13 protein-coding genes are annotated in these 13107 nt (G+C 73.6%); 3 read left to right on the top strand and 10 right to left on the bottom strand.

The genetic code is table 11. From position 1 onward, the window contains the following. Positions 1–247 precede the first annotated feature (247 nt). From C4U03_RS21000 to C4U03_RS20985, 4 genes are all read right to left on the bottom strand, one after another. A complete protein-coding gene (locus tag C4U03_RS21000) occupies positions 248–1123 on the bottom strand; it encodes a M56 family metallopeptidase (protein ID WP_103939544.1) in 876 nt (291 codons plus the stop codon). Beyond that, complete coding sequence (locus tag C4U03_RS20995) at positions 1120–1485, bottom strand: BlaI/MecI/CopY family transcriptional regulator (protein ID WP_103939543.1); 366 nt, start codon at positions 1483–1485, stop codon at positions 1120–1122. Before C4U03_RS20995 ends, C4U03_RS21000 begins: the two co-directional genes overlap by 4 nt. 70 nt (positions 1486–1555) lie before the next feature. Then, positions 1556–2569, bottom strand: a complete 1014-nt coding sequence (locus tag C4U03_RS20990; protein WP_103939542.1) for a hemolysin family protein — start codon at positions 2567–2569, stop codon at positions 1556–1558. After that, the gene (locus C4U03_RS20985; protein WP_235018012.1) at positions 2569–3903 is read right to left on the bottom strand and encodes a hemolysin family protein; all 1335 of its coding nucleotides are present in this window, start codon (positions 3901–3903) and stop codon (positions 2569–2571) included. Before C4U03_RS20985 ends, C4U03_RS20990 begins: the two co-directional genes overlap by 1 nt. Before the next feature lie 311 nt (positions 3904–4214). Here C4U03_RS20985 and C4U03_RS40500 point away from each other — a divergent pair, with 311 nt between their 5' ends. The 3 genes from C4U03_RS40500 to C4U03_RS20975 are packed head-to-tail and all read left to right on the top strand — an operon-like array spanning position 4215 to position 6332. Continuing rightward, entirely contained in the window at positions 4215–4385 is a 171-nt protein-coding gene (locus tag C4U03_RS40500) for a hypothetical protein (RefSeq protein ID WP_160147045.1), read from the top strand. Positions 4386–4437: 52 nt separating this feature from the next. Further along, complete coding sequence (locus C4U03_RS20980) at positions 4438–5685, top strand: sensor histidine kinase (RefSeq protein ID WP_146087450.1); 1248 nt, start codon at positions 4438–4440, stop codon at positions 5683–5685. Further along, a complete protein-coding gene (locus tag C4U03_RS20975; protein ID WP_103939540.1) occupies positions 5682–6332 on the top strand; it encodes a response regulator in 651 nt (216 codons plus the stop codon). Before C4U03_RS20980 ends, C4U03_RS20975 begins: the two co-directional genes overlap by 4 nt. A gap of 231 nt (positions 6333–6563) precedes the next feature. On the opposite strand, the gene C4U03_RS20970 is transcribed toward C4U03_RS20975, so the two are convergent. The 6 genes from C4U03_RS20970 to C4U03_RS20945 all read right to left on the bottom strand — a co-directional run bounded on the left by C4U03_RS20970 (position 6564) and on the right by C4U03_RS20945 (position 13055). Next, a complete protein-coding gene (locus C4U03_RS20970) occupies positions 6564–8486 on the bottom strand; it encodes a PhoX family protein (protein ID WP_235018011.1) in 1923 nt (640 codons plus the stop codon). 161 nt (positions 8487–8647) lie between these two features. Further along, positions 8648–9193: a hypothetical protein gene (locus tag C4U03_RS20965; RefSeq protein ID WP_103939538.1), complete on the bottom strand. Its 546-nt coding sequence runs from the start codon at positions 9191–9193 to the stop codon at positions 8648–8650. A gap of 11 nt (positions 9194–9204) precedes the next feature. Next, on the bottom strand, positions 9205–9816 hold the full coding sequence (locus C4U03_RS20960) for a hypothetical protein (RefSeq protein ID WP_146087449.1): 612 nt from the start codon (positions 9814–9816) through the stop codon (positions 9205–9207). Further along, positions 9809–11080, bottom strand: a complete 1272-nt coding sequence (locus tag C4U03_RS20955) for an ABC transporter permease (protein ID WP_103939536.1) — start codon at positions 11078–11080, stop codon at positions 9809–9811. Before C4U03_RS20955 ends, C4U03_RS20960 begins: the two co-directional genes overlap by 8 nt. Next, entirely contained in the window at positions 11077–11802 is a 726-nt protein-coding gene (locus tag C4U03_RS20950; protein WP_103939535.1) for an ABC transporter ATP-binding protein, read from the bottom strand. Before C4U03_RS20950 ends, C4U03_RS20955 begins: the two co-directional genes overlap by 4 nt. After that, a complete protein-coding gene (locus C4U03_RS20945) occupies positions 11799–13055 on the bottom strand; it encodes an efflux RND transporter periplasmic adaptor subunit (RefSeq protein ID WP_235018010.1) in 1257 nt (418 codons plus the stop codon). The genes C4U03_RS20950 and C4U03_RS20945 overlap by 4 nt, the downstream gene beginning before the upstream one ends. Positions 13056–13107 lie beyond the last annotated feature (52 nt).

The raw sequence follows: 13107 nt of genomic DNA, 5'->3' as shown, positions 1-13107 counted from the left end.
AGGTCTCATTGTGGCCAGCCGGACGCTCCGGCAAGGCAGAACCCCATTTTCCGGGTGTCCGACACAGGTGTGACCGCAATGTCAGAGACGATCTGTCAGAAATGCCGTCACCTGCCATGACAGACATGGTTACGGTCGCGGGGCAGGTGGCGCTGTCCGCATCCGGCCGCGCAGGCCGTGCAACCACCACGGAGCGCCGGCGGGGAAGAGCCGCCCGGCCCGCTCCGCGCGGGGCCGTTCCGGCGGGTCAGGACAGCAGCGCCAGGGCCAGCGCGTGATCGAGTTGCAGGGCGGTCAGCGCCAGGACGGTGGAGGGCAGCCCCATGCCGGCCAGCAGGACCGGCCCGGTGAAGGTGCTCTTGGCCGGCGGCGCCGCCAGCAGCGCCTCGACCCGCTGCACCACGCCCGACTCGGCGAACCCGGGGACGGCCCCCCAGCCCTGCGAACGGGCCAGCGCCACCCGCGCCACCGTACGGGCCACCAGCACCCGGTCGCCCACCGCCTCCGCGGCGTCCTCGTCCGCCCAGCGCTCGACCGCCAGCCGCAGCCGCTCGTCCAGCCGCCGCAGCGGTGGCAGCAGGCCCGCCGCCAGCGCTCCGGCGGCCAGATAGCGGTGGTGGCGATGCCGCAGATGGGAGCCCTCGTGCTCGAAGACGACCCGCAGCTCGGGCGAGGTCAGCTCGGTGAGCAGCCCGCGGGAGACCAGCACGCCGCCGCGTCGGCCGGGGATGGCCAGCGCGATGGGGACGTCGGTGTCCGGCAGCCGCTCGGCGGCCCGCCGCGCCTGCCGGATCTCCTCCGCCCATCCGGCCGCGAGCCGCACCGTGATCGCCAGGCCGACGGCGGTGAGCACGGTGGCCGGTATCCCCAGGGTCGCCGGGATCGGGGTGTCGTCGCCGATCAGCGTCCACTCCGGCAGCCGGTCGGCCCACTGTGGGCGCAGGCTGGCTCCGTAGTTGATCGCGACGAACAGCAGCGTGCCGGCGACCGCGGTGGTGGTGCTCGCCGCCACCGTGCCCAGCAGCCGGGCCTCCCACGCCGGATGCAGCGGCAGGACCACCCGCCCGGCGGCCGTGCCCAGCGCCAGCGTGACCACCAGCGGCAGGAAGGTGAACCAGTTCACCCGTGGTCCCCGGGCTGCTCGGCCAGGATCTCGCGCAGCGTCGTCTCCTCCTGCGGGCTCAGCGTCCGTACGAACTGGCTGAGCACACCGGCCGGGTCGCTGGCGAACCGCAGGTGCGAGTGCATCCGGTCGGCCACCAGCCGGGCCTCGTCCACGGCCAGCCGGTACAGGTAGTGCCGGCCCGCCCGGACCCGGGTCACCAGCCGCTTGTCGTGCAGCCGGAACAGGATGGTGTTGACCGTCGTGTACGCCGGGGCGCCGGCCAGCCGGGAGCGCAGCTCGGCCGTGGAGACGGGGCCGTCGGCCGCCGCGAGCGCGGCGAGCACCTCGGCTTCGAGCTGTCCGAGCGGGCGTCGTGTCAACGTTCCTGCCTCACTGGGGGACTTCGGCCGGCCCGGCGGACGGGGACGCCGCCCGCCGGGCCGGGCCCGGTCAGTGCGGGTTGGCCGCCAGCAGCTGGCCGAGCAGGTCGTCCATGCTGACGATGCCGCGGATCGAGCCGTCCGACTCGGTCACCAGGGCCAGCTGGGCCCGGTCGCGGCGCAGCCGGGTGGCCGCGTCGAGCACCGAGGTCTGGGCGTCCAGCCTGGGCACCGGATAGCACATGTCGGCCGCCCGCTGCCCGTTCCGCGCGATGATCGCGTCGCGGACGTGCACGACGCCGAGGATGGCGCCGTCCTCGTCGCGCACCAGGGTCCGCACGTGCCCGCTGGCCTCGGCGGCGCGGCGGATGTCCAGCGGCCCGGCCGCGGACGGCACGGTGGTCACCCGGTCGGCGGGCACCGTCAGGTCGCCGATGGCCGCGTCCCGGATGGTGATGACCCGGTCGAGCAGGTCGTGGTCGCGCCGGTCGATCAGGCCGAGCCGCCGGGACTCGCCCAGCAGGTGCCCCAGCCGCTGCGGGTCGGTGTGGCTGTCCAGCGCGTCGCGCGGCGGCACCCCGATCAGCCGCAGGAAGCCGTTGGACAGCCCGTTCATCACCGCCAGGATCGGCCGGGCCACCCGGGCGAACGCCCGGAACGGCATCGCCAGGATCAGTGCCGACCGCTCCGGATGCGAGATCGCCCACGACTTGGGCACCATCTCGCCGATCACCATGTGCAGGAACGTCACCACCGTCAGTGCCACCGTCAGCGCCACCGCGTGCGAGGCGCCCTCCGGGGCGCCCAGCTCGTGCAGCGGCCCGGCCAGCACCTTCTCGAAGGCGGGCTCGGTGACCACGCCCAGGCCCAGCGTGCACATGGTGATGCCGAGCTGGGCCCCGGCCAGCATCAGCGACAGCTCCCGGATCCCGGCCACGGCCGCCGCGGCCGGCCTGCTGCCGGCCCGCGCCGCCCGCTCCAGACGCGGCCTGCGGGCCGCCACCAGGGCGAACTCCGCGCCCACGAAGAACCCGTTGCCGATCAGCAGCAGCACGGTGACGGCGATGGCGGTCAGCGGATCCATCAGCCCTCACCCCCGGCCGTGGCCAGCACCCGGACGCGCACCTCGCGGGGCACCCGGCGGGCCACGCTGAGCACCTCGATCTCGGCCTCGCCGAGCTGACCCTCGGTGGGGTCCAGCTCCACGACGACCCGGTCGCCGGGCCGCGGCAGCCGGCCCAGCCGGGAGATCACCAGCCCGCCGAGGGTGTCGTAGACCTCGTCCTCGGGCAGCTCCAGCCCGGTGAGCGCGGCGACCTCGTCGATGCGCAGCGCCGCGTCCACGGTCCAGTCGCCGTCCGCGACGGCCGCCGAGGCGGTCTCGGCCACGTCGTTCTCGTCGCTGATCTCGCCGACCAGCTCCTCGGCGATGTCCTCGAAGGTGAGGATCCCGGCCAGGCCGCCGTACTCGTCCACCACGCAGGCGAACTCCTCGCCGGTCTCGCGCATCCGCTCGATCACCCCGTACAGCGGCTGCGAGCCGGGCACCAGCAGGGCGGGACGGGCGATCCGGCCCACCGGCGTGTCCGGCGTCAGCGTGTGGTCGGCCAGCTCGCGCACCCCGGCCACGCCCACGATGTCGTCCACGTCCGCCCCGTACACCGGGTAGTTGGTGTGCCCGGAGCGGCGCACGTGCTCGGTGAGCTCGGCCACCGTGTCGCCGGCCGCGACGGTGATCACCTTGGGGCGGGGCACCATCGCCTCGTCGGCGGTGCGCTCGCCGAACGTCAGCGCGCGCTCCAGCACCGCCGACAGGTCGGCGGGCAGGTGCCCGGCCCGGTGGGACTCGCCGATGATGTCGCTGAGCTCCTCCAGGGTCGCCCCGTGGTGCAGCTCCTCGGCCGGCTCGATCCCCACCGCGCGCAGCAGCCGGTTGGCGGTGTTGTCGAACAGCCTGATCACCGGCCCCGCCACCGCCAGGTACGCCAGGGTGGAGGAGGCCAGGACCCGCGCGATGGCCTCGGCCCGCGCCAGCGCCCAGTTCTTGGGGATCAGCTCGCCCATCACCATCTGCACCACGGTGGCGATGGCGAAGCCGACCGCCACGGCGATCGCCCCGACCGCGCCGTCCGGCACGCCCATCCAACCCAGCAGCGGGCGCAGCAGATCGGCCAGCGCAGGCTTGGACAACAGGCCGACGACCAGCCCGGTGACGGTGATTCCCAGCTGTGCGCCCGAGAGCATGAACGACAGCCGGCCCATGACCTCCAACGCCCGGCGGGCCTTGCCATCGCCCTGCTCGGCGGCGTTGGTCAATGCGGCCCGATCGGCCGCGACGTACGCGAACTCCTGTGCGACGAAGTACCCCGTCGCCGCCGTCAGCACGAACAGCGCGACGACGCCTAGCACGATGCTCACCGCGAGCCACCCGCACGGGTGCCGGGTCTATGACTGGAAGGGTCCGACATAGCGGACTCTCAGCTCCTTTCGACTACGGCTGTAATACCCGCAACGTACCACCCGACCTGCGTCTTCCCCAGACCCAAGTACCCCATGCAACCCGCACCCCGGGCACACCGTGAGCCACGCCATGCCGATGCCGGGCGACCTGCGGAAAAGGACCGGCCGATGTCCAGGCTCGTACTTGAGTATGAGACGCCGGATTCGCTCCTGAGCGGGAGGCGGCAGAGCCGGAGATCTCCGTAGCTTCCCGGGTGGGGAGGCCACCGATGATCGAAGTCAGGGAGCCGGGCAAGCGGTACGGCGACCGGACGGCCATGGACGGGCCGTCGTACCAGGTGGGGAGCATCGGCGGCTGGCCGTCGCTGGGCCTGGTGTGCGGCTACAGCGCGGTCCTGCTGGCGTTGGCGGCCGTCATGCTGCGGCGCAGGGACGCGTGAGCGAGCGCTTCGCCGCGGTCGTCCGGCGTGCTTGGCTGAAGGGGTGGCAGCGATGGGAGTTCGCCGGGTGGCGCGGGCGGGGTGGGACGACCTCGCCCCCAACGCGGTGGGCCCGCTGCTGCCGCTGTCCCCAGGGACGGGCTGGGCGCCGCATGTGCTGGTGGGGGCGCTGGCGGTGATGCTGGCCGGGTTCTCCTGGCACACGCTGCTGATGGACTACGGCCTGGCCAATGAGCAGGCGGCGGTGCTGGGGATCACGCACGCGCTGGCGCTCTTGGTCTGCCTGTACTGGCCGATGGCCGGCTGGTGGCTCTCGCTGGCGATGGTCGTGGTGACGGCGCTGTCGGCCGCGTCCGTCCGTCCCCTGGCGGGCGGGCCGCTGTGGACGGGGCCTTCGCTGGCGGTCCATCTGTGCGTGCTGGCGCTGGTCGGACTGCGGGTGCGGCCCCGGGTCCTGGTGGAGATGTGGCTGCTGACGGTGGCGGCGGGGGTGGTGCTGTCGGCCGAGCTGCCGAGGCGGGAGGAGTTTCCGGGGCTGCTGGAGCCGGTGTTGCTGGCCGGCGCCGCGCTGGTGGCGGCCGGTGCTCTGCGCGGACGCGGAGAGGCGATGCGCAGGCTGGCCCGGCAGCAGCAGATCAGCGAGCGGGAGCGGTCCCGTCGGGAACTGCTGGAGGAACGCGCCCGGATCGCGCGTGAACTGCACGATGTGGTGGCGCACCATATGTCCGTGGTCGCCATACAGGCGGAGGCCGCGCCCTACCGGGTTGCGGACCCGCCCGCCGAACTCGCCCGCGGTTTCGAGACCATCCGTGCGAACGCCCTGGCGGCGATGGACGAGCTGCACCGGATCCTGGGCCTGCTGAGGAACGAGACCGCCGAGCAGGAGCACCGGCCGCAGCCGACGCTGGCGGGGCTGGAGGAACTGGCCGACAGCGTGCGGGAGGCGGGGCTGACGGTGGCCCTGACCGTTTCGGGGGAACGCCGCCAGGTGTCCTCGGGGGTCGGGTTGTCGGCGTACCGGATCGTTCAGGAGTCGCTGAGCAACGTGCTGCGGCACGCGCCCGGAGCGGACGTCCGCGTCGAGGTGGAGTACGGGCCGGACCGGCTGGAGGTACGGGTCGCCAACGGGCCGCCCGCCGGACGGCCCGCGATCTCCAACGGCTCGGGCCACGGGGTGGCCGGGATGCGGGAACGGGCCGTCATGCTGGGCGGCGAGCTGGCGGCCGGGCCGCGTCCGGACGGCGGTTACCAGGTGACGGCCACGCTGCCGCTGCCCGACGCGGAGGGTCGGCGCGCATGATCCGGGTACTGATCGCCGACGACCAGGAGATGGTCCGGGAGGGGTTCTCGGTGCTGCTGAACGCCCAACCCGACATCGAGGTGGTCGGCGAGGCGGCGGACGGCGGGGAAGCCGTCGCCAAGGCGGCCGAGCTGCGCCCCGACGTGGTGCTGATGGACGTGCGCATGCCCGTGATGGACGGCCTGGAGGCGACCCGGCGGCTGGCCGGCAGCACCGGGGTGCTGGTGCTGACCACGTTCGACATGGACGAGTACGTGTACGCGGCGCTGCGGGCCGGCGCCAGCGGCTTCCTGCTGAAGAACTCCTCGGCGCGGGCGCTGGCCGACGCGGTACGGGTGGTGGCCGCCGGAGACGCGCTGCTGTCCCCGGTGGTGACCCGGCGGCTGATCGCGGAGTTCGCCAGGCTGGGCGGCCCGCGGGCGCCGAGCCGGCGGCGGCTGGAGGGGCTGACCGAGCGGGAGACCGAGGTACTGGTGCTGATCGCGCACGGCATGTCGAACGCCGAGATCGCCACCCGGCTGGTGGTGGTGGAGCAGACCGTGAAGACGCACGTCAGCAACATCCTGGCCAAGCTCGGCCTGCGCGACCGCACCCAGGCGGCGATCTACGCCTACGAGACCGGGCTGGTCCGGCCGGCCCAGTACTGACCGGACCCGCCGACAGGACACGGCACACCGGGCAGGACGCGGCACACCGGGCAGGACGCGGCACACCGGGCAGGACGCGGCACACCGGGCAGGACGCGGCACACCGGCCCCTCCCGGCGGGCGAGGCCCGCGCCACGGCGACGCCTCGCCACCCGGCGGCGTCGGACGGGTGACGGCGCGGCCGGGCCCGGCCGCGCCGTCACCGCTCCGGGAACGTCCCGGACCGGCGGGTCAGGCGCCGATGACGCCGCCGTCCTTCCTGCGGATGACCACGGTGGCCGAGCGGGGGCGGCCCGCCGGGTCGTGGTCGGGCCAGGAGCTGACGGCGTTCGGGTTCTGCGGGGTCGGGGCGGCCTGCCAGAAGGTGGTGGCCTCGCCGGGGTGCTGGACGTTGACGAACATCGTCCGCTGGTCGGGGGCGACCGCGAAGCCGGTGATCTCGCAGCCCCGGGGGCCGACGAGGAAGCGGCGGATCTCGCCGGTGCGCGGGTCGGCGGCCAGCATCTGGTTGTTGCCGATGTTGTCGTGCCCCCGGTCGGGACGGTTCTGGGTGGAGTTGGACACGTCGGTCTGGATCCACAGCCGGCCGTCGCGGTCGAAGCCGATGCCGTCCGGGGAGCCGAACACGTCCTCGGGGGCCAGCGTGACCTGCGGGTCGTAGGCGGGGTCGCCGGCCAGCAGGAAGATGTCCCACTCGAAGGAGGTGGCGGTGTTGTCGCCGCGCCGCTCCCGCCAGCGGACGATGTGGCCGTAGGGGTTGGGCTTGCGGGGGTTGACCTTGTTGTCCCAGCCGGAGCCGTTGGTCAGGGTGAGGTAGACGTCCTTGTTGTCGGGGTGGACGGCCACCCACTCGGGCCGGTCGAGCTTGGTGGCGCCCACCGCGTCGGCGGCCTGGCGGGTGCGCAGCAGCACGTCGGCCTGGTCGGCCCAGCCGTTGGCCTTGGTGAGCGGGCCGGTGCCGTGCTTGAGCGGCAGCCACTGGCCGGAGCCGTTGTCGTTGAACTTGGCGACGTACAGGGTGCCGTGGTCGAGCGGGTTCTTGCGCAGGGCGCGCAGGGCCTTCCAGGGGGCGCTGCCGACGAACTTGTAGACGTACTCGCCGTCCTGGTCGTCGCCGGTGTAGACGACGACCCGGCCGCGCGACTCGGTGACGGTGGCGCCCTCGTGCTTGATGCGGCCCAGCGCAGTGCGCTTGACCGGGGTGGAGCCCGGGGAGAACGGGTCGATCTCGACGACCCAGCCGAACCGGTTGATCTCGTTGGGGTTGGCGGCCAGGTCGAAGCGCGGGTCGGCCTGGTGCCACTTGTAGCCGCCCCCGGCGCCGCTCACCCCGTAGCGGGCCTGCTCGGCGGTGGGCTTCCAGGAGGAGTCGGTGGCGCCGAAGTAGCTGTTCCAGTTCTCCTCGCAGGCCAGGTACGTGCCCCAGGGGGTCTGGCCGTTGGAGCAGTTGTTCAGCGTGCCCATCGGCTTGGTGTTGGCCTTCAGCGCCGGGTGCGCGGGGCCGACCGGGCCGGAGAAGGTCACCGGGGTCGAGCCGGTGACACGGCGGTTGTACTTGGAGTCGACCAGCTGCCACCTGCCCTTGACCTGGGCGACCTTGGCGACGGTGACGCCGTGCGCGGCCAGCGCCTTGTCGACCTTGGCCTTGGTGATCTGCGCGTCGCCGTCCGGGAACAGCAGCACCTGGTCCACGTACTCGTGGTTGAGCACCAGCAGGCCCTGGCGGCTGCCCAGCGGGCCCGCGCCCAGCGGGAAGAAGCTCATCCCGTCGTGGTGGGAGCCCACCTGCAGGGCCTGGTCGGCCGCGGTGTTGGAGGCGTCCTTTTTCCAGGCCGGGCCACGCGAGCTCAGCGGGGTGCCCCAGGGGATCAGCACCTCGGCGGTGTACCCGGCGGGGACCTTGATCTTGTCGTCGGTGCTCGGCGGGACCGCCTGGAAGCCCAGCAGCCCGCGCCCGCCCTTGCCGCGTCCCTTCGGGGCGGGGGCGGGCGCGGCGGCCGCGGAGCCGACGCCGGCCGTGGCCCCGATGAAGCCGGCCGCCGCGACCACGGTGCCGCCACGGATCACCGAACGCCGCGACAGCCGGGCCTCGACGATTTCCTGGAACGTCGAGTTCCCCGACGGGTTGGAGCTGATGTCGTCAGGGTCCGCCATCGGGCGAACGTCCGCTGCGGTCATTGGTGGGCACCTCATCGCTTCTACACCGGAAAACCGGCAGGTCACACGGTCATCGGCAACCTAGAGCGCGTCAATGGCCGCCCGGCGGACGAAAAATGAACGGACCCTGACGAATGGCCTCTCACCTGGGCGGCAGGTCAGGACGCGGCCGGGACCGGGCTCGGTGTGGGCAGCAGGGGGCGGCACTCCTTGAGAGCCTTGGCGATCTTCGGGTCGTCGGTCCTGAGGTCGCCCGGACGGGCGTTCTCGGCGATCTGGGCGCCGTTCTTGCCCATGCAGTCGCGGAAGGCGGTCATGGCCTCGACGCCCAGCCCGCCGCCCCGGCCGTTCGGGGAGGGCCGCAGTGACGCGCACGCCTGGAACGCCTTCTGCTGCTCGGCGTTCATCGACGGCATACCGGGGCCGCCGGGACGTCCGCCGGGCCGGTCGGTGGGCCGATCGGTGGGCCGCCCGCCGGGCCGGTCGGTGGGCCGTCCGCTGGGCGGGGCTCCCGAGGGCCTGGGGCCGCGGTCGGGCAGTTCGACGCCCTGTTCCTTCAGGCAGTCCTGGAACGCCCGCATGGCCGAGTCGCCATTGCCGGGCTCGGCGGTCGCGTCGTCGTTCCCGCCGTTCCCGCCGCAGGCGGTGAGGGTCAGCAGGGCGGCCAGCGCGGCGGCGCCCAGCGTGATCCGGGAAGCGGTCATGGTCGGTCTCCTCAGTTGCCCTGGCCGGGGCGGCCGGTCCGCCCGGACCCTTCGGTGATGGTGGAGGCGGTCACCTTGCCGGAGTCGTCGCCGTCGCCCTGGACCGTGACCGTGGCGCCCGGCTTCAGGTCGGTGACCTTGCCCGCCCGGCTGAGCCGGATCGTCGTGGCGGCGCTGGTCTCGACGGGCACCACGGATCCGTCGGCGGTCTGCACGTACACGGTGGTGCCGCTGATGAGCTTGACCGTGCCGACCGTGGTGCCGTCCCCGGCCCCGCCGGCCATCGGGCCGCCGGCCTGGCCGCCCGGGAGGTTGCCGCCGGGCCGCTGGGCGGCGCCCAGTGCCGGGATCGCGGAGGACCCGTCGTCGCCCCAGTGCCGCTGTGCCTGGATGCCGCCGAAGAACGCGACCGCCATCAGCGCGGCCACGCCCAGCAGCAGCGTCGAGGACGGCCTGCCGCGCCCGGCCGGGGCCGCCCGCAGCGCGGTCTCGACGTCGTCGGCGAACGGGGAGGAGGCCAGCACCTCCTCCGGGTCGGGCGGGGCGCCCCCGGCATCGCGGGCGGGGGCCGCCGGTGTGCCGCTCCTGCGCATGGACTTCTCCTCTTCCAGGTGGTCACTCATGGCGCAGCGCCTCGATAGGGCGCAGCCCGGCGGCGCGGCCGGCGGGCAGGCCGCCGAAGAGCAGGCCGATGCCGACCGACACGCCCAGCGCGAGCGCGATCGACTCCGGGACGACGACGGGATCGACGCCGACGATCGTGAACTGGCTGCCGACCACCCCGAGGGCCACCCCGAGCAGCCCGCCGACCAGGCTGAGCACGGTCGCCTCGGCCAGGAACTGCCCGAGGACGGCCCGCCGGGGCGCCCCGATGGCCTTGCGGATGCCGATCTCGCGGGTCCGTTCGGTGACGGTGACCAGCATGATGTTGGTGATGCCGATCCCGCCGACCAGCAGGCTGATGGCGGCCACCGCGCCCAGCAGTACGGTGAAGGTCCGGCTGGACTCGCTGACCGTCTCCTGCAGGCCGGCCTGGTTCTGGATGCTGTAGTCGGCCGTGGAGCCGACGCCGATGCCGTGCCGCTGGTCGAGGATCTGCGCGATCTCGGCCTCGGCCGTGTCGGTGGACTCGGCGTCCTTGGCGGCCGCCACGATCCGGTCCAGCCCGCCGAAGCCGGTCAGCGACTGCCGTACCGAGGTCAGCGGGGCGATGGCCAGGTCGTCGGAGTCCTGCAACCCCGAGGAGCCCTTCTCCCTGAGCACCCCGACGATCGTGAACGGCACCCCGTTGACGGCCAGTCGCCTGCCGATCGGATCGACCGTGCCGAACAACTCCTCGGCGACCGTCGTCCCGATCACCACGACCTTGCGGGCCTGGTCGACGTCCGCCTCGGTGAAGGCCGCGCCCCGCGCCACCTCGCTGTCGGAGGTCTCGAAGTAGGCCGGGTCGCTGCCGACGAACGAGGAGATCGCGTGGCTGCCGCCCTCGTAGGCGGCGGTGGCCGACTGCACGGTCACCACCGGGGACGCGGACTTGACCGACGGGGCGTCGGCCAGCGCCTCGGCGTCCTCGACGGTCAGGTCCTTGGCCTGGATGCGGGGGCCGGTGTCCTGGGACTGCCGCTGTCCTCCGCCACCGCCGGGCATCCGCATCCCGCCGCCGGGGCCGCCGAACCCGCCGCCGCCCGAGGTGGACGGTCGGATCGTCAGCGTGTTGGAGCCCAGCCGCGCGATGTTCTCCTGGATCTGCAGCGAGGAGCCGTTGCCCACCGCGACCAGCAGGATGACCGCACCGACCCCGATCATGACGCCCAGCGTGGTCAGCCCGCTGCGCAGCTTGTCGGCGGCCAGCCCGCGCAGCGCGAACCGCAGGATCTCCCAGCTCATGTCGCCTCCCGGAGGGCGGGTGCGGGGGCGTTGCGGCGGTCCTCCACGATCCGGCCGTCCACCAGCCGGACCACCCGCCGGGCGTGCGCGGCCACCTCGTCCTCGTGGGTGATCAGCACGATGGTGCGGCCCCGGGCGTTCAGCCGGCCCAGGATGTCCAGCACGTCGCGGGTGGAGCGGGTGTCGAGGTTGCCGGTCGGCTCGTCGGCCAGCAGCAGGGCCGGCGCGGTCACCAGCGCCCGCGCCACCGCGACCCGCTGCTGCTGGCCGCCGGACAGTTCGTTGGGCTCGTGCCGGACCCGGTCGCCGAGGCCCACCAGTTCCAGCGCGGCCAGCGCCCGGCGCCGCCGCTCGCCCGCCGGGACGCCGCCGTAGGCCATCGGCAGTTCCACGTTGGCCAGCGCGCTCATCCGGGGGATCAGGTTGAAGGACTGGAAGACGAAGCCCAGCCTGCGGTTGCGCAGCACCGACAGCCGGGCCTCGCTCAGCGCTCCGACGTCGGTGCCGTCCAGCAGGTAGCGGCCGGAGGTGGGCACGTCCAGGCAGCCGAGGATGTTCATCAGGGTGGACTTGCCGGAGCCCGAGGTGCCCATGATCGCCACATAGTCGCCCCGGCGGACCTGGAGGGACACGCCGCGCAGCGCGTGCACGGCCGTCTCGCCCTCGCCGTAGACCTTGGTGATGTCCCGGACGTCCAGGACCGGGACGTCGGCCGCGCTCACGGCCGCCCACCGCCGGGCATGCCGCCGCCCGGCAGCCCGCCGCCCATGCCGCCGCCGAACTGGGGGCGCCCGCCCGACCCGCCGCCGGTGGTGGTCGTGTTGAGCAGGACGGTGGTGCCCTCGCTCAGCCCCGACCTGATCTCGACGCCCTGGTCCCCGCTGAGGCCGGTCTCGACCACCGTCGTCGTCCGCTGCCCGTTCTGGACGACGGTGACGGTGCTGCGCCCGCCGGCGGTGCGGACCGCGGCGGCCGGGACGTACAGGACGTCGTCGGCCTGGCCGGTGACGACCGTGACCTTGCCGGTCTGGCCGAGCCGCAGCCCGGACGGCGGGTCGGCCAGGGAGATCCGCACCCCGTACTGCACCACGTTGTCGGTGGTCGTCGAGGTCTGGTCGATGGAGGCGACCTTGCCGGAGGCGGTGACGTCCGGCAGCGCGTCGAACGTCACGGTCGCCGGCCGGCCCTTCTTGATCTTGACGATGTCGGCCTCGGTGAAGCTCGCCGTCATCTCCAGCCGGGAGGTCGCGGCGATCGTCAGGAATCCCGAGCCGGTGGACGAGCCGGATCCCGAGCCGGACCCCGCGGAACCGGAACTCGAACCGCCACCGCCGGCCCCGCCCTGTCCGCCGCCGCTTGTGCTGCTCCCGCTGCTCCCGCTGCCGCCGGACGGGCCGCCGACGGTGCCGTTGAGCGCGGTGATCGTCCCGCTGAACGGGGCCTTCATCGTGGTGCCCGACAGTTGCCGCAGCGCGTCGTTGTACTCCGCCTTGGCGGAGACGTAGGTGGAGTAGCCGGACGCCGTGGCGGTGTCGCCCTCGGCGGCGGCGTCCAGCGCGGCCTTGGCGGAGGTCACCGCCTCCTGGGCGGCCTCGTCGTCGAGGGTGGCCAGCACCTGGCCCTTGGTCACCTTGTCGCCGACCTTGACCCGGATGGACTCCACGGTCCCGCTCGTACCGAAGCTGAGGTCGGCCGTCCTGGCGCTGGTCACCGAGCCGGACGCGGACACCGACGCCAGCAGCGTGCCGCGGGAGACGGTCGCGGTACGGGCCGGCGCGGCCTGCTCGCCGTCACCGGTCAACGCGGTGTAGCTCAGCGCGGCGGCGGCCAGCAGGACCGCGGTGAGCGCGCCGTTCACCACCAGCCTGCGCCGGCCGACGGAGCGGCGCGCGCGGTGTCCGGCCGGCCCCGGCCCGGGCGAGGGGGACGCGGCCGGCGCCGGCCGGAGCCTGCGCGGGAGGATCTGTGCCTTCACCCCTGGCAGAGTGCCGGTGACAGGTGAAGGCGATCTGAGAGGGCCATGAGAG

Origin of the sequence: Thermomonospora echinospora (assembly GCF_900108175.1) — a bacterium.
In the GTDB taxonomy this organism is placed as follows: Bacteria; Actinomycetota; Actinomycetes; order Streptosporangiales; family Streptosporangiaceae; genus Thermomonospora; species Thermomonospora echinospora.
Note: the sequence above shows the minus strand (reverse complement) of the source record. Positions and strands in the feature narration are given on the sequence as shown.